At 74.1% G+C, this 22,671-nt stretch carries 22 protein-coding genes; 15 read left to right on the forward strand and 7 right to left on the reverse strand.

Features of this window, described 5'->3' with window-relative positions:
• Positions 1 to 6: 6 nt before the first annotated feature.
• The 3 genes from ABZ497_RS23210 to ABZ497_RS23220 all read right to left on the reverse strand — a co-directional run bounded on the left by ABZ497_RS23210 (position 7) and on the right by ABZ497_RS23220 (position 1,729).
• Positions 7 to 720: a GvpL/GvpF family gas vesicle protein gene (locus ABZ497_RS23210; RefSeq protein WP_359807965.1), complete on the reverse strand. Its 714-nt coding sequence runs from the start codon at positions 718 to 720 to the stop codon at positions 7 to 9.
• Positions 721 to 723: 3 nt separating this feature from the next.
• A complete protein-coding gene (locus ABZ497_RS23215) occupies positions 724 to 1,173 on the reverse strand; it encodes a gas vesicle structural protein GvpA (RefSeq protein ID WP_329486070.1) in 450 nt (149 codons plus the stop codon).
• A gap of 178 nt (positions 1,174 to 1,351) precedes the next feature.
• The gene (locus ABZ497_RS23220) at positions 1,352 to 1,729 is read right to left on the reverse strand and encodes a gas vesicle protein (RefSeq protein WP_359807967.1); all 378 of its coding nucleotides are present in this window, start codon (positions 1,727 to 1,729) and stop codon (positions 1,352 to 1,354) included.
• A 207-nt stretch (positions 1,730 to 1,936) separates the two neighbouring features.
• Between ABZ497_RS23220 and ABZ497_RS23225 the strand changes: the two genes are divergently transcribed.
• The 4 genes from ABZ497_RS23225 (at position 1,937) to ABZ497_RS23240 (ending at position 4,857) form a co-directional block, all read left to right on the forward strand.
• A complete protein-coding gene (locus ABZ497_RS23225) occupies positions 1,937 to 2,959 on the forward strand; it encodes a histone protein (RefSeq protein WP_359807968.1) in 1,023 nt (340 codons plus the stop codon).
• Positions 2,956 to 4,143, forward strand: coding sequence for an SRPBCC family protein (locus ABZ497_RS23230; protein ID WP_359807970.1), 1,188 nt, complete (start codon positions 2,956 to 2,958; stop codon positions 4,141 to 4,143). Before ABZ497_RS23225 ends, ABZ497_RS23230 begins: the two co-directional genes overlap by 4 nt.
• Positions 4,144 to 4,300: 157 nt before the next feature.
• On the forward strand, positions 4,301 to 4,627 hold the full coding sequence (locus tag ABZ497_RS23235; RefSeq protein ID WP_359807972.1) for a hypothetical protein: 327 nt from the start codon (positions 4,301 to 4,303) through the stop codon (positions 4,625 to 4,627).
• Between the two features lie 5 nt (positions 4,628 to 4,632).
• Positions 4,633 to 4,857 carry a DUF6296 family protein gene (locus tag ABZ497_RS23240; RefSeq protein WP_329486077.1) on the forward strand — a complete coding sequence of 75 codons (225 nt, stop codon included), beginning with the start codon at positions 4,633 to 4,635 and terminating at the stop codon, positions 4,855 to 4,857.
• 207 nt (positions 4,858 to 5,064) lie between these two features.
• Here ABZ497_RS23240 and ABZ497_RS23245 read toward each other — a convergent pair whose 3' ends face one another.
• The gene (locus tag ABZ497_RS23245; RefSeq protein WP_359807974.1) at positions 5,065 to 5,493 is read right to left on the reverse strand and encodes an SsgA family sporulation/cell division regulator; all 429 of its coding nucleotides are present in this window, start codon (positions 5,491 to 5,493) and stop codon (positions 5,065 to 5,067) included.
• A gap of 410 nt (positions 5,494 to 5,903) precedes the next feature.
• On the opposite strand from ABZ497_RS23245, the gene ABZ497_RS23250 reads away from it, so the two are divergent.
• The 3 genes from ABZ497_RS23250 (at position 5,904) to ABZ497_RS23260 (ending at position 8,419) form a co-directional block, all read left to right on the forward strand.
• A complete protein-coding gene (locus ABZ497_RS23250) occupies positions 5,904 to 6,551 on the forward strand; it encodes an RNA polymerase sigma factor (protein WP_329486079.1) in 648 nt (215 codons plus the stop codon).
• Positions 6,548 to 7,672, forward strand: coding sequence for a CU044_5270 family protein (locus ABZ497_RS23255; RefSeq protein WP_359807976.1), 1,125 nt, complete (start codon positions 6,548 to 6,550; stop codon positions 7,670 to 7,672). Before ABZ497_RS23250 ends, ABZ497_RS23255 begins: the two co-directional genes overlap by 4 nt.
• Positions 7,673 to 7,840: 168 nt before the next feature.
• Positions 7,841 to 8,419, forward strand: coding sequence for a helix-turn-helix domain-containing protein (locus tag ABZ497_RS23260; protein WP_359807978.1), 579 nt, complete (start codon positions 7,841 to 7,843; stop codon positions 8,417 to 8,419).
• Between the two features lie 65 nt (positions 8,420 to 8,484).
• Here ABZ497_RS23260 and ABZ497_RS23265 read toward each other — a convergent pair whose 3' ends face one another.
• Positions 8,485 to 9,459 (reverse strand): quinone oxidoreductase, encoded by a 975-nt coding sequence (locus ABZ497_RS23265; RefSeq protein WP_329486082.1) that lies wholly within the window; start codon positions 9,457 to 9,459, stop codon positions 8,485 to 8,487.
• Between the two features lie 71 nt (positions 9,460 to 9,530).
• Positions 9,531 to 10,934 carry an MFS transporter gene (locus ABZ497_RS23270; RefSeq protein WP_359807980.1) on the reverse strand — a complete coding sequence of 468 codons (1,404 nt, stop codon included), beginning with the start codon at positions 10,932 to 10,934 and terminating at the stop codon, positions 9,531 to 9,533.
• A gap of 127 nt (positions 10,935 to 11,061) precedes the next feature.
• Here ABZ497_RS23270 and ABZ497_RS23275 point away from each other — a divergent pair, with 127 nt between their 5' ends.
• The 6 genes from ABZ497_RS23275 to ABZ497_RS23300 all read left to right on the forward strand — a co-directional run bounded on the left by ABZ497_RS23275 (position 11,062) and on the right by ABZ497_RS23300 (position 19,866).
• Positions 11,062 to 11,457, forward strand: a complete 396-nt coding sequence (locus ABZ497_RS23275) for a helix-turn-helix domain-containing protein (protein WP_329486084.1) — start codon at positions 11,062 to 11,064, stop codon at positions 11,455 to 11,457.
• Between the two features lie 1,999 nt (positions 11,458 to 13,456).
• Entirely contained in the window at positions 13,457 to 14,872 is a 1,416-nt protein-coding gene (locus ABZ497_RS23280) for a fatty acid desaturase (protein ID WP_359807981.1), read from the forward strand.
• Between the two features lie 96 nt (positions 14,873 to 14,968).
• On the forward strand, positions 14,969 to 15,454 hold the full coding sequence (locus ABZ497_RS23285; RefSeq protein ID WP_329486088.1) for a cobalamin-dependent protein: 486 nt from the start codon (positions 14,969 to 14,971) through the stop codon (positions 15,452 to 15,454).
• Between the two features lie 5 nt (positions 15,455 to 15,459).
• Positions 15,460 to 16,878: a methylaspartate mutase gene (locus tag ABZ497_RS23290; RefSeq protein ID WP_359807983.1), complete on the forward strand. Its 1,419-nt coding sequence runs from the start codon at positions 15,460 to 15,462 to the stop codon at positions 16,876 to 16,878.
• Positions 16,875 to 18,815, forward strand: coding sequence for an FAD/NAD(P)-binding protein (locus tag ABZ497_RS23295; RefSeq protein ID WP_359807985.1), 1,941 nt, complete (start codon positions 16,875 to 16,877; stop codon positions 18,813 to 18,815). Before ABZ497_RS23290 ends, ABZ497_RS23295 begins: the two co-directional genes overlap by 4 nt.
• Before the next feature lie 49 nt (positions 18,816 to 18,864).
• Positions 18,865 to 19,866 carry a methyltransferase gene (locus ABZ497_RS23300; RefSeq protein ID WP_359807987.1) on the forward strand — a complete coding sequence of 334 codons (1,002 nt, stop codon included), beginning with the start codon at positions 18,865 to 18,867 and terminating at the stop codon, positions 19,864 to 19,866.
• A 137-nt stretch (positions 19,867 to 20,003) separates the two neighbouring features.
• On the opposite strand, the gene ABZ497_RS23305 is transcribed toward ABZ497_RS23300, so the two are convergent.
• Positions 20,004 to 20,537 (reverse strand): helix-turn-helix domain-containing protein, encoded by a 534-nt coding sequence (locus ABZ497_RS23305; RefSeq protein ID WP_329486093.1) that lies wholly within the window; start codon positions 20,535 to 20,537, stop codon positions 20,004 to 20,006.
• Between the two features lie 120 nt (positions 20,538 to 20,657).
• Here ABZ497_RS23305 and ABZ497_RS23310 point away from each other — a divergent pair, with 120 nt between their 5' ends.
• Both ABZ497_RS23310 and ABZ497_RS23315 read left to right on the forward strand, forming a co-directional pair.
• Positions 20,658 to 22,133, forward strand: a complete 1,476-nt coding sequence (locus tag ABZ497_RS23310) for an MFS transporter (protein WP_359807989.1) — start codon at positions 20,658 to 20,660, stop codon at positions 22,131 to 22,133.
• Entirely contained in the window at positions 22,126 to 22,551 is a 426-nt protein-coding gene (locus ABZ497_RS23315) for a DUF427 domain-containing protein (RefSeq protein WP_359807991.1), read from the forward strand. The genes ABZ497_RS23310 and ABZ497_RS23315 overlap by 8 nt, the downstream gene beginning before the upstream one ends.
• Positions 22,552 to 22,671: the final 120 nt, after the last annotated feature.

A 22,671-nucleotide genomic window follows, 5' to 3' on the forward strand; every position in this document is an offset into this window, starting at 1 on the left:
TCGGACTCAGACGAAGCTGTACGCGGGCAACGGACCGTGCAGCCGCAGGTCCACGCTGTCACCGAGTTCGGCGGCGAGGCCCTTCTCGGCCGTCAGGAAGGCGTCCTCGCCGTCACGGGCGACGAGGAACGAGATGCTCAGGAAGACGTCGCCGGACGGCGGGGAGGATCGCTCGTCGCGCGCGTGGGGCCGCAGTGCCTGGGTGATGCCGGCGGCGAGGGCCTCCTGGCGGGCGCGCACCTCCTGGGAGACGAGTTCGCCGAGCACCACCGGGGCGTCGGGGGCGGCGCGCCCGCCGCGGATCTCGCCGTTGAGGCGCCGGGCCTCCGGCGACTCCGCCAGGATCCGGCGCAACAGGCTCTCCTCGTCCTCGGTCGCCTTGAGGTGGAACTCGGCGCACCCGTCGAGTTCGCTCAGCCGGGCCGCGTACTGCTCGGCGTTCTCGGTGAGGGCCGCGCGGACGGCGTCGTCGTCGGGGGCGGTCAGGCCGAAGCGCAGCGGGAGAACCGTGCCGCCGGCCATGAGGCGCTCCTGCACCGCCTGGTGGGCGGCGAGGTCGCGGCGTTTGGCGCGCAGGCCGGGCGGCGCGTCGCTGACGACCGCGGTCAGCCGTCCGCTGTCGACGGTCCGCAGGGCGGCGGGGTCCGCTCCGACTCCCGCGAGGCCGCTCAGGTCGAGCGGATGCGTGCCGGCGACGATGGAGTAGACGTAGACGGCCATGGTTCACTCCTCGCGGTGCCGGGCCGGTCGGCGGGCCGGGCGCTCGCGCTTCTCGGCGGGCTCCTTCTCCTCGTCGCGGCCGCCGCGCACGGCGTCGGTGACGGCCTCGACGGCGCCGGTCAGCGCACCCTTGCTCTTGCCCTTGGCCCCGCCTTCGGTGACCTCGCCGACGATGTCGGTCAGCTGGGCGGGTGCCTTGCGCCCGGACTCCAGGTCCAGACGGTTGCAGGCCTCCGCGAAACGGAGATAGGTGTCCACGCTGGCGACCACGATGCGGGCGTCGATCTTGAGGATCTCGATCCCGACCAGGGAGACCCGGACGAAGACGTCGATGACCAGGCCACGGTCCAGGATGAGTTCGAGGATGTCGTACAGGTTGCCGGACCCGGCGCCGCCGGGCCCCGCACCGCGGGAGGCCACGCCCCCGCCTGCTGACTGCGGTACGACTGTCACGCTGGGCTCCGTTCCCGGTCGCTCGCAGCGATGTGCGGGTGGCCGTTCCTCTCGTGTCGGTCGGGCGTTCCGGCGGCCGCGGTACGGCGGACCGGCCGGGACGGCGCTTCGGGCGCCGGCGGGTCTTCGGACGACGACGCGTCTTCGGACGACCGCGCGGTCTTCGGGCGACGCCGAGTCACAGCCGGTCGATCTGGCCCCGGCTGTACCGTCGCGTGCGCTCGTAGGCGACCAGTTCACCCTCTGCGTCCAGGGTGACCCGGTAGGTGGCCATCACACTGGTGGTGGGAGGAATCCGCTCCAGCTCCAGCACTTCGACGTCCGCCTGCCAGCCGTCCTCGACGGGCTTCACCGCGGAGACCGACTCCGGGGCCCGGCCCAGCAGTTCTTCGAGCTGCCGAGCCGCACTCCGGATGGCCTGCGGCGCGGACACCTTGCGTGGCCGCCGCCGTGGGGCCGCCGCGGCCCGCCGGGCCGTAGGAGTACGGGCCGGTGGGCTGTCCTCGTCGGAAGGACGCCGCGTCCTGCGCGCGGGCCCCTCGGGATCTGCGGCCATGACCATCTCCGGGCTGTTGTCCCGGCCGCACGCCTGCCCCGAGCCGGGATCAGGCAAACGCGCGCGCCCCGAATAGGAACATCCCAGCTGGGAACACGCGTCGGTGGGGCGGGGTGCGGCGACCCGGACCGCGACATGTGCACGAAGTGCTGCCCTCCGCGCGATGCTCCTCGGCCCTTTGGCCATGCCGCCTGAAGGGAAGACCTCATGAACGACACCACCAAGATCGCCCTCGCCGCCGCGGTCGCCGGCGGGTACGTCCTCGGTCGAGCGAAGAAGGGCAGGATGGCCTTCGCCGCGGCCACCTACCTGGCCGGCCGCCGCTTCGGCCTGGACCCGCGTCAGCTGGCGACCGAAGGGTTGCGCAAGCTCGCCGACACCCCCCAGGTGGCGGAACTCAACGAACAGGTCCGCGGCGAGCTGCTCTCGGCCGGACGCAAGGCGGTCGCCGCCGCTGCCGACCGCCAGCTGGCCAACCTCGCCGACACCCTGCGCGACCGGACCAAGAACATCGGCGCGAAGAAGCAGGAGGAACCGCCGGACGACGACGAGGAGGAGTACGGGCCGGAGGAGGACGAGGAGGAGCCCGAGGAACCGGCCGACTACGAGGAGGAGGACGCCGAGGAGGACGAGGCGGAGGAGGACGAGGCCGAGGACACGGAGGACGACCAGGACGACGAGGCCGGTGACGACCGGGACGAGACCGAGGACCGGGAGCCGGAGGACGAACAGGGCGAGGACGAGGAGCCGCCACCGGAGCCCCAGAAGCGCCGACGCAGCGCCCGCAAGGCGGACGCGGAGGAGGAGCCCGAGCCCGAGCGGCCCCGGCGCCGTCGCCCGAGCGCGAGCGCCGCACCCCGCTCCCGGAGGCGGCCGCCGAAGGAGACGGACTCCGCCGAACCGGCCGCCGAGAAGCCCGCCCGGAAGAAGCCGGCTTCGGCCACAGCGCGCGAGAGCCGCCCCGCGGCCAAGAGGAGCGCGCCCGCCGGGAAGACGACCGCCGAGAAGACGGCACCGGCCCGGAAGACGACACCGGCCCGGAAGGCCGCGGCGAAGAAGACGGCGCCCGCCAAGAAGACGACGACCGCGGCCCGGGCGAAGCCCGCCGGCAAGGCGGCCACGACCGCGAAACGGGCTCCCGCGAAGAAGGCCCCGGCCAAGAAGGCCACTGCCAAGAAGACCGCCGGGACGAAGCCGGCGGCCCGGTCCGGGCGCGGGAGGGCATCATGACCACCACGCAGCGCGGCGCCCCCGACACGGATGGCCACTCGGGCCTGGACAGGCTTCGCGAAGAGGTCGTCCACTACCTCGGCGCGCAGGCCGAACACCTCGCCGAGAAGGCCGGGGGCAAACTCACCGAGGTGACCGACCAGCTCAGCGACGTCGCGGCCAACGGCGGGACCCTCCCCGCGGTCGGCGCCCGCGTCCTCCAGGGCGACTCCCCGGTGAAGGCCTTCGTCGGGGAGAAGGCCAAGAGCCTCAAGGACAACGTCGTCGGCAAGGTCAAGGAGGCCTTCGGCAAGGGCGGGAAGGGCGGCAAGAAGGCCGGCAGCACCAAGGTGATGAACATCGTCGAGGTGCTCGACGTCGGTGTCCCGCTGCGCCTCGCGTACGACCGGTGGACCCAGTACGAGCAGTTCAGCGGGTTCACCAAGGGCGTGCGCAGCGTCAACAAGGGCGATGACGTCAGCAGCGACTGGAAGGTCAAGGTGGGCCCCTCCACCCGCAGTTGGAAGGCGACGGTCCAGGAGCAGGTGCCGGACGAGCGGATCGTCTGGAGTTCGGAGGGCGCCAAGGGCACGACGCACGGCGCCGTCAGCTTCCACGAGCTGACCCCGACCCTGACCAGGATCGTCCTGGTCGTCGAGTACTTCCCCTCGGGGCTCTTCGAGAAGACCGGCAACCTGTGGCGCGCCCAGGGCCGCCGGTTGCGCCTGGACTTCAAGAACTTCCAGCGTTACGTCACTTTCGGTGACGACGAGGTCGACGGCTGGCGCGGGGAGATCCGCGACGGCGAGGTCGTCCGCACCCACGAGGAGGCCATGGAGGACGAGGAGGCGGCCGACCAGGACGGCGAGGACGGCGAGGTCGACGAGGACGGCGAGGACGGCGAGGTCGACGAGGACAGCGAGGCGACCGGCCAGGACGCCGAGGACGACGAGGGATACGACGACGAGGACGAGGAGCCGGAGGACGAGTACGCGGACGACGACTACGCCGAGGACGAGAACGAGGACGAGGACGAAGGGGAAGAGGAAGAGGAAGAAGCGGAGGAGGACGACGGCCCCGACGCGGAGGACGAGGAGTACGGCGAGGAAGGCGAGTACGAGGACGAGGACGAGGAGGCCGAGGACGAGGAAGCCGAGGACGAGGAAGCCGACGCCGACCGGCCGGCAGGCCGCGGCGGCCGCTGAGACGCGGTCGACCGCGCGGGCACGGCCCCGCTACGGGCCGTCCCCCGGCTGGGCGAACGATCGGTCGCGCTGCCGCGCCGCACCCCGTCCGGCGCGGCAAGGTGGGTCGAGTGCGCGTGCAGAGGGCACAGTCCGCCGAGTCCGCGAGGTGATCCGCATGTCCGAGGACGGGAGAGAGGCGTTCATCGCCGTCCGGCCCCGCCACGTCGTCCAGGCCACCGCGGACCGGCTCGCCCAGCACGCCGACGCCGCCGCCCGGGGAGCGCTGCGCGCCTACCGCTGGGCCCTGGATCCCCACCGGCCCGCGCCGGTCACCGGCCGGGCCGTCGCCCTGCCGCTCGCCGAACTCGACCTCGCCGTGGAGGAGCGCGCCGCCATCGACGCCGCCCGCGACCCCGCGCTCCCCGAACCCGAACGCGCCCGGGCCCGCGGCGCGGCCCACGCGCTGGGCTGGCTCCTCGGCTTCCGCCCGCTCACGGGGTGACCCCGATGACCATCTCCCCCGGCAGCGCCTACGCCCTGCGCCTGCGCGACGCGGTCGGCACGGTCCGCCCCGCCGTCGTGACGGCGAGCACCCGCACCGGTCCGGCCGGGCACCGCGTCTTCGCCGACAGCGACGGCGCCCTCCAGGTGGAGATCGCCTGCACCGGCGAGCACCGCATCCTGCGGAGCGCGCGAGGGCTGCGCATCATCTCCGCCGCCTGCCTGTCCTGACCGCGGGGCCGCCACCGGACGCGGTCAGCCGTCACGGGCGCGGTCAGGGGCCGGACGACGGCTCCGGCCCCTGGCGGATGAACGGCTCCGACCCGACGGCCGGCTGCCACTGCGCGTCTACCCGCCCGGCGGACATGCACGCCGCCCGACCGGGTCGGCGCAGCGCGCCCGCGACACTTCGTGCAGCGCCCGCCGGCGTTTGGCCGGCTACGCCGTGCGCGAGTCCTGGCCGCTCTCCCGGTTGAGGAGGTGGCCGATACAAGCGTCCCAGTCGAGGTGCCGGCTCTCGGTGCCCACGGGTACGGCCTGGTAGGTGCGGGCCAGGAAGTCGGCCAGGTCGCGGGTGCGGGCGAGGAGCAGGGCCACGCCACGGCTGTCCCCGTCGGAGATGGCGATCCAGGTGTGCTGCCGGTCGGCCGGTTCGATCCGGACGTCGCCCTCGCCGCAGACGCGCTCCAGCCCGGCGGCCAGCAGGTCACGGCCGAAGGTCCAGGACACGGGTACCGGTTCATCGGGGAAGAAGCAGTGGACGGCATACGGGTCGTCGCTGCTGTAGGACAGCTCCACGGCTACCGACACGAGCGTGTCCGGGTCGGTCTGCAGGCACATCGTGGTGCGGGTCGGGAACACATCCATCCCTCTGGTCTCCCCAGTTTCGTCACGGCGGGTCTGCCGTCTGCCCCGCCTGAGCAATGTCACGCACCCCCATCCGGGTCAAGTTCGGCCGGACCGGCCGCCGACGGGGCGGGCGACGGCCGCGGCGGTGACGACCGGGCCGCCGAAGCCGGCCGGACCCCTCGGAGTCGGACGCCGCCGGTCCCGTACCGCAGGTCCGACCCCGACACCCGCTCCGCCCTGGTCAGGGGCCCGCGGCGTGGTCAGGGCAGCGGGGCCGGTCGGTACAGTTCCGGGTGAGGGCCTCGCCCTGACGCCGGGCGCGGTGCACGAGCCCGGAGGAGGACCGTCACCGCCCGGCATCCATCAGAGCATCGCCCCGTGTGAGGCAGGTCACCGGAACCCGGCGCCCGTGGCGGACAAGGCAGGGTGTGGACTATTCATCGCACGCCCGGATACGCGCGGGGGACCCCGAAGCGTTCAGGGAACTCTTCCGTGACCATGCCCCGCTGGTCCATCGGCACGCCGTCCGCGTGAGCGGTGACCGGGACCTCGCCGAGGACGTCGTCTCGCTGACCTTCCTGGAGGCCTGGCGGCTGCGGGACCGGCTGCTCGACCACGAGGCCGGCCCGCGCCCGTGGCTCATGGGCATCGCCGTCAACGTGCTGCGCAACACCCGTCGTGCCGCACGCCGCCACCAGGCGGCCCTCGGGCGTCTGCCCGCTCGCGACACCGTCCCGGACTTCGCCGACGAACTCGTCGGACGCCTGGCCGACGCCGACCAACTCGCCGCCGCCCAGCGGGCGCTGGGCAAGCTGCGCCGCGCGGAGCGCGAGGTGTTCACGCTGTGCGTCTGGTCCGGGCTGGGGTACGCCGAGGCCGCCGCGGCCCTCGGGGTCCCGATCGGCACCGTGCGTTCGCGCCTCTCACGCGCCCGCACACGGCTGCGCAAACTCGCCGGACAGGAACTGACGAAGGAGCGGGAACCGCTTCCGCGCCCCGGACAAGTACAGGGTGGCCGCACCCACGCGGCCCGGTCGTACGAGTCGCACGAGTCGCACGAGGAGACGTACGGATGACCCGCAAGTTCTGGAAGCGGACCGAGCCCCTGACCCGCGCGGAGCCGGACCACACGAAGCCGGACCACACGGAGCTCGCCCGGCTGCTGCCGCCCCCGTCGGCCCCTCCGATGCCGCTCGACCGTCAGCTGCTTTTCGAGGAGCACCTGTTGAACGAGATCCGCACCCATGCCCCCGCACCCGCCCCCGCGGCCACGAGGCGGCCGGTCCGGCGCGTCCTGCTGATCGCCCTCCCTGTCACCGCTGCCGCGCTCGCCGCCGTCCTCGCCGTCGGCGCGCTGACCAACGGCGTCGGCGAACCGCGTACGGGAACGGCCTCCGTGGAAGCGCCCGTCGTGCCGGTCGAGGAGGGCAGCGCCCTCCAACTGGTCTCGACCGTCCAGCAGATCGCCGCCGCCGTGAGCACGCAGCCGACCCCGGAGCCGAAGCCCGGCCAGTACATCTACGTCAAGAGCAAGGTCTCCTTCCTGTCCTTCTCGCACAACGGCGACACCGACGAGTCCAGGACGTGGGTGCAGCCGCTGCACCAGCGCGAGGTCTGGCGCACCCCCGACGCGCTCAAGGGCTGGCTCGACGAACCCGGCTACCAGGCCGAGGGCGGCATCACCCTGGACAGCGACGGCCCCCACTCCAAGCCCGTGAACGGCCAGGACGTCCCCGGCGCGCCGCTCCGCCACTCGTACGACTGGCTCAAGGCCCAGCCGACCGACCCGGACGCACTGCTGAAGGTGATCTACACGACGGTCAGCGGTCCGCGGGACCGGGACCAGCAGGCGTTCGAGACGATCAGGGCGATCGTCAACGAGCAGCTCGTGCCGGCCCAGAGCGCCGCCGCGCTCTACCGGGCCGCCGCGAAGGTCCCCGGCGTGATCGTCGTGCAGAACTCCCAGGACGCCGTCGGCCGCACTGGTCTCGCCCTGGCCCGCCTGGACGTGCAGAACGGCGAACGGACCGAGCTCGTCTTCGACCGTACGACCTTCACCTACCTGGGCAGCCGCGGAATCCAGGTCAAGCAGGTCAACGACATCAAGCCTGGCACCGTCACCGAGCGCACCGCCGTCCTGGAGCGGGCCGTCGTCGACGCCCAGAAGGAACGCCCCGCCCCGGGCACGACCGCCTGAGCCGAGCCCCCGACGCCGGGCCCCGGCCCACGGGGCCCGGCACCCCTGCTCCGCGACCGCACCTCCCGCCGCACCATCCGTCCGCCACCGCCGCCGCCGCGCATCGAGCCCTACCGTCGATCAATCACCCGCCGACGGGTGTAACGAGTGGTAGGTACACTGAGCGGCATGACGAAGAAGGAGGCGCTGACCCGCGCCGCGGCCGAACTCCTCTGGGAACGCGGGTACACCGGCACCAGTCCGGCCAAGGTCCTGGAGCGCGCGCAGGCCGGGCAGGGCAGCATGTACCACCACTTCTCCGGCAAGGCGGAGCTGGCGCTGGCGGCCATGGCGCGGATGAGCGAGGAGCTCCGCACCAGGGCCGAGACCGCGCTGGGCGCCGAGGGCGGGGCCGTCGACCGGGTCAACGCGTTCCTCGACCTCGAACGCGACCCGCTGGCGGGCTGCCGGATGGGGCGACTGACCCAGGACTACGACATCGTCACCGACGAGCGCCTCCGCGCCCCGCTGGCCGAGTTCTTCGGCTGGCTCGACGAACGGCTGACCTCGGTGCTCGCCGAGGGGGTGCGCACGGGCGAGCTGCGGCCCGGCACGGACCCGGCGGCGACGGCCTCGCTGGTCATGGCGGCCGTGCAGGGCGGGTACGTCCTGGCCCGGGCCCAGCAGCGGCCCGCGGCCTTCGACCGCACGGTCGAGGGGCTCAGGCGGGTCCTCGCCGACCTCCGGACCCACTCGGGCGAGAACTGACGACGAGGTGCGCGCCGGGCGTGCGGGCGCCCCGGGGAGCCGGTGACGGGGCGCCCGCACGGCGGTCAGGCGGTGGGGAGCAGGAGGAGTTTGCCGGTGGTGTGGCCGGACTGGAGGGCGGTGTGGGCCGCGGCGGCATCGGCGAGGGGGTGTCGTGCGGCGATGGTGAGGGTGAGGCGGCCCTCGCGCAGCCAGTCGAAGACCTCGGCCGCGCGGGCACGCAGTTCGGTGGGGTCGGTGGCGTGATCGACCAGGGTGGGGCGGGTCAGGAAGACGGAGCCGTGGCCGGCGAGGGACTGGGGGTCGAGGGCGGGGGCGGGGCCCGAGGCGGCACCGGCCAGGACGAAGGTGGCGCGGCGCGCCAGGCAGGTCAGGCCGGCGCCGAAGGTGTCGCGGCCGATGCCGTCGAAGACGACGTCCACGCCGCGGCCGCCGGTCAGCTCGCGCGCCCGGGCGGCGAACTCCTGCTGGGTGCGGACGATCACCTCCTCGGCACCGGCCGCCGCGGCGGCGGCGGCCTTGGCCGGACTGGAGACCGTGCCGATCACCCGGACCCCGGCGGCGGCGAGCAGGCGCGTCAGGTGGGAACCCAGACCGCCGGCGGCGGAGTGCACCAGCGCGGTGGCGCCCTTGCGGGCGGGCCAGGTGCTGGTGGTCAGGTAGTGGGCGGTGAGGCCCTGGAGGAGGACGGCAGCGGCATCGGTGTCGGGGATGTCGTCGGGCACCGGCACGGTGGCGTCGGCCCGCACGACGACGAGTTCGGCGTAGCTGGCGGGGGCGGCCCACCAGGCGACGCGGTCGCCGACGGCGGGTGTGGTGACGCCGGGGCCGGTGGCGACGACGGTGCCGGCGCCCTCGCAGCCGGGGGTGAAGGGGGCGGTCGCGCCGGTACGCCCCTCGCGTTCGTAGACGTCCTTGAAGTTGACGCCGATGGCACCGGTACGGACCAGGACCTCGCCGGGGCCCGGCACCGGGTCGGGGAGGTCGACGGGGGTGAGGGCCTCGGGGCCGCCGGGCTGGTGGACCACCACTGCACGCATGGGTGTTCGTTCTCCTCGGATCGTCGGTCGGGATGGGAGGGGGAAGGCCGGGAGGCCGGAGCTGCTCGGGGTCAGCGCACGCTGCGGTGCACCGCCCAGCTGACGGCCACGAAGCCGGCCGCGACCAGCGCCAGGCAGATGCGCAGGCCGCCGGCGCCGGTGCCGGCCAGGACCGGGCCGAACAGGGCGATCGCGACCGCTCCACCGATCTGGCGGAAGGCGTTGAGGGAGCCGGAGGCGAGCCCGGAACGGTCGGGGGGCAGGGCCCGCAGCGCCAGGGTGGGCAGCGAGGGGCCCATCAGGCCGGCGCCGAGGCCGAGCAGGCAGCTGCCGGCCGTGAACAGCCACCAGTCGGGGGTGGCGGCCAGCGGCAGCAGGGTGAGGGCGCCGACGGCGGCGGTGGCCGCGCCGATGATCAGCATGACCCGCACCCCGGTGCGCTGCACGGCGCGGGCCAGGACGAAGGAGGCCAGGCTCCAGCAGAGCGCGAAGGGGACGAAGGCGAGGCCGGCCCCGAGCGCGTCCCGCCCCCAATGGCGTTGCAGGTGCAGGGAGATGGCGAACTGAGCGCCGTAGGCACCGAACTGGTAGAGCGCGCCGACGGTGAGGGCGGGGGTGAAGCCGGGGCGGCGGAAGGCGCCCAGGGGCAGGACGGGGTGGGCGGCGCGGCGCTCGGCGGCGACGAAGGCGACGGCGGCGGCGAGGGTGGCGGCAGCCAGGACCAGGGTCAGGGGCGCGCTCCAGCCCAGCGCTCCGGCCTGGACCAGGGTGCCGATGCCGGAGCCGACCAGTGCCGCGGTGGCGAGCTGGCCCGGCACGTCCAGCCGGACGGCGCGCACCGGCGAGGGGGCGACCTTGCGCCCGCAGACCACGGCTGCGGCCAGTCCGATCGGGACGTTGACCAGGAAGATCGCCCGCCAGCCGACGCCCGCGGTCAGCGCACCACCCGCCACCGGACCGGCCACCAGGGCCAGCGAGCTGACGCCGCCCCAGATGGTGAAGGCCCGGGCACGGGCGGCGCTTTCGGGGTACATGTGCGCGATGACCGCCAGGGAGGCGGGCAGCAGGCCGCCCGCGGCCACGCCCTGGACGGCGCGGGCGGCGATCAGGGCCCCGATGCCGGGCGCGGCCGCGCAGGCGGCCGAGGCGGCGACGAAGAGCAGCAGGCTGACCTGGAACAGGCGGCGGGCACCGAGCTTGTCGGCGAGGGCGCCGCCGCCGAGCAGACAGGCGGCCATGGCGACGGTGTAGGCGTTGACCGTCCACTCCAACGCGGCCAGGGAGCCGCCGAGTTCGGCGCTGAGGTCAGGCAGGGCGACGTTGAGCGCGCTCCCGTCCAGCAGGACCATGAAGAAGCCGAGGCAGACCGAGCCGAGGGCGCCCGCGCCGGGCCCGGAGGTGCCGGCCGGCCCGCCGGCACCGGGGCGGCGGCGCGGGAGCAGGGCGCGCCCGGGGGTCTCGATGGCCTCGCTCATCGGGCGGCCCTCCTTCGGATGGGAAGTCGTCGGTCCTGGTCCGCGAGAGGCGTTCGCGGTCTATAGTGTTCGATGGAGGTCGATCACCATGAATGAAAGTCGCAGCCGTGACGGTTCGTCAAGTGCGATGACTCCGGCGGGTGACAGCCTCTCCCGACGGGCGCGCGGCCTGGAGCACACGGACCCGGCGGAGGTGACGCTGCACGAGGTGCTGCAGGTGCTCGCCGATCCGGTGCGGCGCACGATCGTGCGCGAGCTGGCCGGCAGCGCGGACTGGAGTCGCGCCTGCGGCACGTTCGAGCTGGGCGTCAGCAAGGCCACCCGCAGTCACCACTTCACGGTGTTGCGCCAGAGCGGCCTGGTCGAGCAGCGCGACGCCGGCGCTCGGCGCTACAACCGGCTGCGCCGAGCCGAGTTCGACGCGCGCTTCCCCGGCCTGCTCGCCCTCGTCCTGACGGAGGACACGACCGGCACCGGCAGACCCTCCGACGACGCCGACTGCGCTCCGGGCATTGCCAGTTGACAAACCCTGTCATAGCTTTGTCGCAAACAACGGACGCGCGGGGGCGGCTGCGGGCAGCACCGGCCACCCCTCGCGGGGTACGCCAGGGGGCGGGTCTGGGCCGTTCCAGGTCGCCGGAGCCCGACCGCCGGCCGCGGGACTTCCCCGCGGTCGCCCTCGGGGCCGCGCCACGCGGGCCCGAGACCCTTCGGCGAACGGAGCCGGAATGCGAGTGGCGAACGCGTCCGACAGCACCGGCATCGAGGGTCCCTCCTCTCGGGGGCGATCGGCGCACCGGGACGGCGGCGGTGGCGGAGCGGTGACGGTGGCGGAGCAACAGCGGGAGCGGTGACGACGACCGAGCGGTGACGGAACGGCGGCAGTAGCGGTGACGGTGACGGAGCGGGAACGGCGGTGACATGGTGACGACAGTGGATCAGCCGGCGACGGGCCGGCGACCGAGGCGCTTCCGCCCGGAGCGGCGCGCCGAGCAGACCCGGCCGGCCGTCGGCCAGGTGTCGCCCGACCACCGCTCACGCCTGGAGACGGACAACCCCCGCCGCTCGCCGCGGACACTCGGCCGGCTCGCCGCAGGCCCGGCCGTACCACCGGTCGAGCGCGGCGCCGACCGGGCGCGGGCCGGTTCCGCGCGGGCGCAGGCCGCCACCGCACAGACCGGGCCGCCCGGGGAGCCCCGGGCGATGGCGCGCACGCCCGGACGCCCGTCGGCGGGAGTCGGGAGCCGACCGGAGGCCCGGCAGGCACCCGCGGCCCAGCGGTCGCAGGTCTCGACGACGCGGGCGGCGGTCGGCACGGGGATCGGGGCGAAGGACGGACCGCACTGCCGAGCCGTCGAACAGTCACGAGAACTGCCTTCCGGCGCCGATCACTTGGCACCCGTACCGACGACTCCCACACACCGGGCGGGCGCGGGGGCGCGGGGCCGGCAGGGGCGCACCGCGAAGACCGACCGGCCGACGGGCCGGGCTCTGGACAGCCTGGACACCCCGAAGGACAGCCTGGGCACCCCGAACAGCCATGACGAGCCGGCGGGCCGGACGCGACCGAGGACGGCAGGGGGCGCGCTGCGACGGCACAGCGGGTGCGCCGTGCGGTCCGGCGCGCCGACCGCCGAGGCGCAGCAGGCGGTCGGCCTGGTGCGCGGTACCGGCCGGCGGGCGGTGCCGCTGCCCCTGCGGTCCGGGTCGCGCCGGATGGACGGTGACCACGAACGCGCGCCGTCCTTCGTCGAGGAGGCGCGCAACGGGGACCTGCTGACCCTTCATGACCACTGGTGCGCGCAGATGTCGTGCAGCCGCCGTCTGCCGCCGGGTGCGCAGGCGCGGGGCCGGACATGGCCGCGGACGGCGCGGGCGGAGAGCGCTGGGTTCGCGAGGTGTCTGGATCTGGTGACCGGCGCACGGAAGGCGCCGGCCGCGGCCGTGGATCCGGTTCGACCACAGGGCTGTCGCATGGTCTGCACTGTGAGTTCCTTCCCCCTATGGAAACCCCCAGGTGGGGGCACCTTGCGTACCACCAGGCATCAGAATGGACCCCGTCGCGTTCCCTCGGCCGCCGGCGGAGTCACTCCCTGATTGCCAGTCAGGTTCGTTCACCAGTTCTGGCGAGCGTAACCCATTCGCGTTCGCACTGACCAGAGCTGACGGAATGTCACTCGCCACTCGGATGCCGCTTGACTTGATCCGAGAGCCGTGGTTAGCGTAAAGCCGCACTGACCGCAGGCGACATGACAAGGTTGCGCCACTATGGCGCCGCGCCGCCCGCCGCCCGCCGCCTGGGACGTCCACCCTCGGGCCGCCCCCGCGTTCCTCCCGGTTCATCCGGCCCTACCGGCCGTGGGCCGGGCATTTCCTCGCGCCATCCCGTTGTCCAGACCTGTGTGCTGTTCGAACAGCGGTTTCACGACCATCGCCGTGCCCCGCTCCGCCATGCCCGTGCGCACCACGGGGTGGAGCGGGCGAAGCGTCATGCCGCCGCCCGGCAGAAAGGCACGCCCGCCATGAGACCTGGCAACACCGCGTCGCACTCTCCGACGACGCGCCACACCGACTCCGACGACGCACCGCGCACCACCGCCGCACCACAGGGCACCACCGCACCGCGCACCACCGCCGCACCACAGGGCACCACCGCACCGCGCACCACCGCCGCACCACAGGGCACCACCGCACCGCGCACCACCGCCGCGGCGAAGGCGGCCGCCGCAGCACGCCCGGCCGGCGACGAGACGCCCGGCGACGAGACGGCCGCCGACCCGGTGCGCGAGAGCATGCGGCGCCTGCCCGGCCCGCTCCAGCTGCCGCTCACCTTCCTGACCGGGCGCCCACTGGCCGGCCAAGGCCCGGTGGCCCTGTCACCCGGCTTCCACCTGGCCACCGCCTCGCTGTCCGTGCTGGCCGGCGCCGCGGTCTCGGCCACCGGCCTCGTCCTGGGCAGCTGGTTCCTGCTCCTGCTGCTTCCCGGCTGGGCGATGACCCTGCACGGCCAGCGGAACCTGCGGATGATGATCTACCACCAGTGCTCGCACCGGAACATGTTCGGACACCGCCGGCTGGACACCGCCATCGGCAACGTCATCTCAGCCCTCCTGGTGATCCAGAACTTCGAGCGCTACAGCCGCGAGCATGTCGCCGACCACCATGCCGTGCACCACATGACGTTGCGCGACCCCACCGTCCAGGCCTTCCTCATCAGCCTCGACCTGCACCCGGGCATGACCCGGCGCCGGATGTGGCGCAGGGTGCTGCTCAAGGCCGTCTCGCCCCGGTTCCACCTGGCCTTCGCGATCTCCCGGGTGCGCTCCTTCTGGCACAACGGCGCCGCCGCCGAGAAGGCCGTCGCCCTCGCCCTGTACGGCGGCGGCGGGGTCGCGGCCGTGCTGCTGGGGGCCTGGCCGGCCGTGCTGGTGGTCTGGTTCGTGCCGGTCGGCGTGCTCTACCAGATCAGCAACACGCTGCGGCTGTGCGTGAAGCACACCTTCCCCGCGCCCGGAACCACGGTGCGCCGCGGCCGCGAGTACTTCGGGAGCCTGACCAACGCGATCTTCATCGGTGAGGCGGCGCCCGCCCCCGGCCTGCCCGCAGCCACCGCCGCGCTGCGCTGGCTGCGCTGGAGCGGCCGGATGGCGCTGGTGCACTTCCCGACCCGCTACCTGGTGTTGACGGGCGACACCGTCGTGCACGACTACCACCACCGCTACCCCGCCAGCCGGCAGTGGCACGACTACATCTTCGCCCGCCAGCAGGACCTCGTCGACGGCCACCGCAACTGGCCGGCCTACACGGCCGAGTGGGGCCTGGTCGCCGCGATCAACCGGGTCTTCGACTCGCTCTCGGCGGCCGACCCGGAGGAGTTCGACGTCGCCCGCATCCGCTCGGTCAGCAAGCGCGAGCTGTTCGCCGCGTTCGACGACTGACCGGGCGCCCGCACCCGACGACCGTCAGGCCCTCGGGTCGCTCCGCCCCACACACCACCCCGTACCCGCCCGCACTCCACGGATAGGCGGTTCCCCATGCCCACGCCCATGCCCCTGCCCACCCGTCCGACCGGCGCCCCCGAACGCGGCGGCCGCCTGGTGATCCTCGGCGTCGCGGCCAGCGACAGCCACGCCGTCGCCAACCACCTGATCGCCCACGCCCTGCGCGCCGACGGCTTCACCGTCGTCAACCTCGGCACCTGCACCCCGGTCGACGAGTTCGCCGACGCGTGCGAGCGCCACCCGCAGGCCGAGGCCGTCCTCATCGGCAGCCTCAACGGACAGATCCACGAGGACCTGCACGGCCTCGCCGAGGCCAAGCGCTCCGGCCGCATCCACTGTCCGGTCGTGGTCGGCGGCAACCTCTCGGTCGGCAGCGTCAAGGACGAGTCCTCCGTCACCCGCCTCTACGACCTGGGCGTCGACCGCGTGCTCGCCAGCGCCGCCGACCTCGTCCCCACCCTCGACGCCCTGCACGCCCCCACCGCGTCCGACCGCGTCCCGGCCGCCGCCGCCCGGTGACCCCCGTGCCCACCGCCCCCGCGCCGCCCACCCTGGAGGAGTCGGCGGCCTACATCACCCAACTCGGCAAGCCCACTGCCGCCGAGGTGCTGGCCCGCGCCCGGACCAGCGGACGCACCGCCCTGCAGCCGCGCTGCGGGGTCGGCGGGCACCGCGAAATGGCCGTCCTGCTCAAGGAGCTGGAGACCGAAGGCCGGCCCGACCTGCTCACCCTCACCATCGACTCGCACACCCGGCTGCGCCGCTTCGAGCACGCCGCCCGGGCCCTGCGCACCGACCACCGCACCCTCAACGGCTATCCGCTGGTCACCCACGGCTGGCAGCGCGGACGGGAGCTGAACGAACTGGTCGCCGTCCCGCTGGAGATCCGGCACGGCTCCCCCGACCCGCGCGAGCTCTTCGCCACCGCCGTGGCCTGCGGCATCACCTCCTTCGAGGGCGGCGGCATCTCCTACAACCTGCCCTACTCCAAGGACGTGCCCCTCGCCGACTCGCTGGCCGCCTGGACCGAGGTCGACCAGCTCTGCGGCGAACTCGCGCACCTGGGCGTGGTCATGGACCGGGAGCTGTTCGGCACCCTCACCGCGGTCCTGATCCCGCCGTCCATCAGCCTGGCCATCAGCGTGCTGGAGGCCGTCGCCGCGGCCGCGGCGGGCGTGCGGTGCATCAGCGTCTCCTACCCGCAGAGCGGCCACCTCGCCCAGGACATCGCCGCCCTGCGCGCCGTGCCCGTCCTGGCCGCCCGCTACCTGCCCGCCGGCCTCGACGTCCACGCCGTGCTCCACGAGTTCATGGGCGTCTTCCCCCGCCGGCGCCACCACGCCGACGACCTCATCTTCTACGGCGCCATCACCGCCCGCCTGGGCGGCGCCTCCAAGCTCATCACCAAGACCTACCAGGAGGCCCACGGCATCCCCGACGCCGCCGCCAACGCCGCCGGGCTGCGCCTGGCCGCCGTCGCCCGCTCCCCCCTGCTCGACTTCATCACCGTCGACGAGGGCGCCGTCGACGAGGAACTGGAGTGGATCCTGCGCGAGACCGCCGAGATCGTGGAACCCGTCCTGGCCGCCCCGCGGTTGGACAGCGCGATCGTCACCGCCTTCGCCGCCGGCCGCCTCGACATCCCTTTCAGCGCCAGCCGCCACGCCCGCTCCGAGGTCATCCCGCGCCGCGACCGCGACGGCGCCGTGCGCTACCACTCCCCCGGCCGCCTGCCGCTCTCCCGCGCCAGCACCGAACGCAACCGCCGGCTGCTCGACGGCCCCGCCCGCCCCGGCGCCGGCACCACCGAGCTGCCCGGCGCGGAGCTCTTCCAGGCCCTGCGCCGCGACATCGACTACTTCCCCCTGCTGTTCGGCGAACTCCCCCAGGACGCCGCCGCCGACAGCGCCACCTCCACCCCGGGAAAGGAACCCGCCCTGTGACCACCAGCCAAGCCATCCTCCGTGTCGGGATCGTGGGCGCCGGACCGCGCGGCGTCGTCGCCCTGGAGCGGCTGTGCGCCAACGCCGCGCTGGTGGCGCCCACGGTCCCCGTCGAGGTGCACCTCATCGACCCGTACCCCGCCGGCGGCGGCCGCGTCTGGCGACGCGACCAGGACCGCTCCCTGCTGATGAACACCGTCGCCTCCGACGTCACCGTCTTCACCGACGAGTCCGTCCCCTGCGAGGGCCCCATCCTGCCCGGCCCCACCCAGTACCAGTTCGCCCGCCTGGTCGCCGAGGGCCGCGTCACCGACGTCACCGACGCCGAACGCCAGGAGGCCTCCGGCATGCTGCCCTGGTCCTACGGCAGCCGCGCCTTCAACGGCGCCTACCTGCGCTGGGCCCTGCAGGAGATCATCCGCACCGCCCCCGCCCAGGTCACCGTCCACGTCCACGCCACCCGCGCCACCGCCGTCGACGACACCGACCGCGGCACCCAACTCCTGTACCTGGACGGCGAGGAGCAGCCCCTGGAGTGCGACGCCGTCGTCCTCGCCCAGGGCCACTTCGACGTCGCCCCGACCAAGGGCCAGCAGGACCTGAAGGACTTCGCCGACCGCCACGGCCTGCTGTACCGCGAACCCCTCAGCCCCGCCGAATGCGACCTCGACGCCATCCCGGCCGGCCGGCCCCTGGTGCTACGCGGCCTGGGCCTCAGCTTCTACGACTACGTGACCCTCTTCACCCAGGGCCGCGGCGGACGCTTCGAGCGCGACGGGGACGGCGTGCTGCACTACCACCCGTCCGGCCGCGAACCGCTGCTGTACGCCGGCTCGGGGCGCGGCGTGCCCTACCTCGCCCGCGCCGAGGTGCACCTGGAGGTCGTCCCCCGCTACCAGCCGCGCTTCCTCACCGGCGAGGTCATCACCCGCCTGCGCCGCGCCGCCGGCCGGGGCGAACTGGACTTCCGCGCCGACCTGTGGCCCTACATCGCCAAGGAGGTCGGCTACGTCTACTACCGCAGCCGCCTCGCCGACGCGCCCGAGGCCGAGCGCGAGGGCTTCCTGGCCGCCTACGCCGACCTGGACTGGGACACCCCCGCCATGCGGCAGCTGATCACCGACCGGTTCGAGGACCCCGACCAGCACTGGGACTGGGACCAGGTCGACCGCCCCAGCCTGGAGCGCCGCTTCGCCGACCGCGCCGCCTACCGGGACTGGATCACCGGCCGCCTGGGCTGGGACCTCGAGCAGTCCGCCATGGGCCCGGCCCGCAGCCCCTTCAAGGCCACCGCCGCCATCATGCGCGACCTGCGGGACGAGATCCGCCAGGTGATATCCCACCAGGGCCTGCGCGGCGGCTCCTACCGCGACCACGTGGACCGCTGGTTCAGCGGGCTCAACAACTACATCGCCAGCGGCCCCCCCACCGCCCGCGTCGAGGAGCTCGACGCCCTCGTGCGCGCCGGAACCGTCCACCTGGTCGGCCCGCGCATGAAGGTCGAGGCCGACGAGGCCACCGGGCGCTTCCTCGTCTCCTCCCCCTTCGTCGACGAGGCTCCGCTGGCCACCGAGGCCCTCCTGGAGGCCCACCTCGCCCTCACCGACGTGCGCCGCGCCACCGATCCGCTGCTGCGCCGCCTGATCGAGACCGGCGGGGCCCGCCCCCACGTCATCCCCGACGCGCAGGGCGAGCCCTACACCACCGGCGGCCTCGACGTCGCCGAGGTCTCCTTCCGCCTGCTCGACTCCGGGGGCACCGCCCACCGCGGCCGCTTCTCCTACGGCCCCCCGGTCGAGTCCGTCCAGTGGGTCACCGCCATCGGCGCCCGGCCCCACGTCGGTTCCCGCACCCTCATCCAGGGCGACGCCATCGCCCGCGGCTGCCTGCACACCGGCGTGGAGAACCTGCGCCGCCGTGCTCTCGCCCTCGCCTGACCACACGTCCCTCCGGCCCCCTTACCCCGATCGCAGGAGAGTCCCCACGATGACCGACACCGCCGCCCGCCGCATGATGGACCTGCTCATCGGCCCCTGGGCCACCCAGGCCGTGCACACCGCCGCCACCCTGGGCCTGGCCGACCTCCTGGCCGCCGAGCCCGCCACCGCCGCCGAACTCGCCGAGCGCACCGACACCCACCAGCCCTCGCTGACCCGGCTGCTGCGCTTCCTCGTCGAGCTCGACGTGCTGGCCACCGACGCCGACGGCCGCTACCGGACCACCGACCTGGGCCGCACCCTGCGCACCGAGGAGCACGGCTCCATGCGCGACCTCGCCCTGCTCTACGGCGACGAGTTCTACGCCGGCTGGGGCCAGTTGCTGCACACCGTGCGCACCGGCGAGAACGCCTTCGAACACGTCCACGGCGCCGCCATGTACCCCTACTTCGCCCGCACCCCCGAGCTCACCGCCCGCTTCGACCGGGCGATGGCCGCCAGTTCCTCCTTCTTCGAGCCCGTCCCCGCCCTCTACGACTTCTCCCGCGCCCGTACCGTCGTCGACATAGCCGGCGGCAACGGCGCCCTGCTCACCACCGTGCTGCGCGCCCACCCCGCCCTGTCCGGCGTCCTGTTCGACACCGCGCACGTCATCGAAGCCGCCCGCACGGAGCTCGCCGACTCCCCCGACGCCGACCGCATCGGCTTCGAGAGCGGCGACTACTACGAGAAGGTCCCCGCCGGCAGTGACGTCTACCTGCTCTCGCGCGTCCTGCACGGACGCGACGACGAGGCGTGCGTCCGGGTGCTGGAGCGCATCCGCGAGGCCGTCACCGCCGACGGCGCCCTGTTGATCATCGAGCGCGTCATCCCCGAGGACGGCACCCCGTCCCTGGCCGCCTGGTTCGACGTCCACATGCTCGCCATCGCCGGCGGCTTCGAGCGCAGCACCGCGGAGTACTCCGGCCTGCTGGAGCGGGCCGGCTTCACCCTCGCGGCGGTCCACGACCTGCCGCTGGACAGCCGCCTGCTGGTCGCCGAGCCGCGCTGACCCTGAACCCCAAACCCCGGACCTCGCCGTTGCCGCCCTGCCGGGCCGCGCGGGCGCGGCCGACGCCGGACGGACCCGCCTGCCCAGCCCTCCGGGGCCGGGCGGGCGGGCGTTCGCGCGTGCGCCGGGCCGGCGGGTCAGTCCGCGTCGGGCGACACCAGCGTCAACAGCCGGTGCGGCTTGGCCAGCGCGCGCGAGACCGGGTCCTGGCGCAGCCGGGCCTGGGCGCTCGGGCCCGGCTGCATCGTGATGTGCTCGGGAGCGACCACCCCGCCGCACACCGGGCAGGCGCCCAGCGGGTCGAGCCGCGTCCCGCAGGCCGCGTGGCTGAAGACCGTGCGCGGCCCGCCGCTGGAGGCGTTGCGCTCCCCCCACTGCGCCAGCCCGTAGATCGGCTGCCACAGCTCGCGCCCGGCCGCCGTCAGGACGTAGCCGTAGCGCACCGGGGAGCTCTGGTAGGGCTCCTTGTGCAGCACGCCCGCGGCCACCAGGGCCTGCAGACGGCTGGTGAGGACCGCACGCGGGATGTCGAGGTGAGCGAGGAAGTCGTTGAAGCGGTGGACCCCGTAGAAGGCGTCGCGGACGATCAGCAGACTCCAGCGCTCCCCCACCACCTCCAGCGCCCGGGCGAGCGAGCAGTCCTGCTGTGCGTAATCGGTTCCGAGCGCCATGCGGACCAGTCTAGCCGAAGGTTCCTTCACCGAACCCGGCGTGATAGATTCAGTTGAGTTCAATGAACAGACCTTAGATCGGACCCTCTCCCACCTCTCATCGCAGCGAGGACCACCCCGATGACGCCCAGCCCGCCGCCCCAGGGCCGCCGCCCGGCCCTCACCCTCTCGATCGCCGCCTTCGGCACCCTCCTCGTCCTCGTCGACTACACCTCCCCGCTCACCACCCTGTCGCCCACCGCCGCCGACCTCGGCCTCGGCTCCTCCGCCCAGACCTGGGTGCTCACCGGCACCCTGGTCGGCCTGGCCGCCCTGCTCCTCACCATGGGCAGTGCCGCCGACGACTACGGCCGCAAGCGGGTCTTCGGCGCCGGCGCGGTGCTGCTCCTGATCTCCACCGCCGTCTCCGCGGCCGCCACCGGCCCCACCGTGTTCCTGATCGGCCGCGTCCTCCAGGGCTGTGCCGCGGCGGCCGTGCTCGCCCCCACCCTCGGCCTGATCGGCCACGTCTACCCGGTCGGCCCCGGCCGGGTGCGGGCGCTCGGCATGTGGGGCGCCTCGGTGGGCCTGGGCATCGCCGTCGGCCCGGTCTACGCGGCGCTGCTGGAGCGCGCCGGCGGCTGGCGCTCGGTGTACTGGGTGCTCTCGGTGCTGTCCGCCCTGCTGATCGCGCTCACCGCGTACGGCTTGCAGGAGTCCCGCAACGACCGGCCCCGCAAGCTCGACCTGCTGGGCGTCGCCACCCTCGGCGCCGGTGCCTCCTGCCTCATCGCCGGCCTCGCCGAGGGCCGGCACGGCTGGGGCCGCACCCCCGTCCTGCTCCTGCTCGGCCTCGGCGTGCTGCTGCTCGTGCTGTTCGTCCTGGTCGAGGCCAGGACCGCCGAACCGATGCTCGACCTCGCGCTGTTCCGCAGCCCCGGCTTCATCGCCTCCAGCGGCGGCGCGCTGTTCACCGGCCTGGCCATCGTCGGCCTGATGAGCTACCTGCCGATGGCCCTCCAGAAGTCCGCCGGGGAGACCCCCCTGGTGGCCTCCCTGGTGCTCGCGATCTGGTCCGGCCTGTCCGTCGTCTCCGCCCTCCAGGCCCGCCGCCTCGCCAACCGGATGTCCGCCACCACCCAGGTCGCCGCCTCCCTGCTGCTGTGCGGCATCGGTGAGGCCGCCCTCTACGGCATGACCCCCGACGGCTCCTGGACGCACTTCGCCCCCGGCCTGGTGCTCGCCGGCGTCGGCAGCGGCGTCCTCAACGCGGCCCTCGCCCGGCTGGCCGTCAGCAGCGTGCCCGCCGACCGCGCGGCCATGGGTTCGGGCGCCAACAACACCGCCCGCTACCTGGGTTCGGCCCTCGGCGTCGCCATCACGCTGACCGTCGCCGGCCAGGCCACCGACGACCGCGGGCCGCGCTACGCGATGGCCGCCGGGACCGACCACGCCGTCCTGGTCGCCGCGGTGCTCTGCGCGGTCGGGGCGGGCGTGGCCCTGTGGGCGCGCTTCGCCGAAGCCCGCACCCCCGCCGCCGCACCGCCACCCGGCGGCACCGCGGGCGGCGCGGGCGCGGCGGGCACCGTCCAGAGCCCGGCGGTGTCCCATGGCTGACCAGCGCTCCGACCACGGCACCCGGCCCGGCGCCGCCCCGGACCTCTCCGCCGCCGGCTCCGTGCACCACATCAACGCCGGCATCCTGGTGGAGCCCGGACGCGGCCGGATCGTCGTGCGCGCCGGTGACACCGTGCTCGCCGACAGCCAGCGGCCGATCGTGGTCCTGGAGGGCCGCTACCCCGTCCGCTACTACATCCCGCCCGAGGACGTGCGCCGCGAACTGCTCGCCCCCTCCTGGGAGAGCACCTACTGCCCCTACAAGGGCAACGCCGTGCACTACGCGCTCGCCTCCCACGGCGAGGGCGGCTCCATCGCCTGGTCCTACCCCGTCCCGCTGAGCGGCATGGAGGCCCTCGCCGGGCTGATCGCCTTCTACCAGGAACGCGTCGACATCGACGTCGAGCCCTCCGACTGATCCCGGGTCACCCCGGCGCCGTCAGGCCCGCCCCCACCCGGGGGCGGGCCTGACGGCGTCTCACACCGGCGACGGCGCAGGGCCAAGGCGCCTGGCTGGTGCCGAGGCCCCTCCTGATCC

The sequence above is a fragment of the Kitasatospora sp. NPDC005751 genome, assembly GCF_040630835.1.
Lineage (GTDB): Bacteria > Actinomycetota > Actinomycetes > Streptomycetales > Streptomycetaceae > Kitasatospora.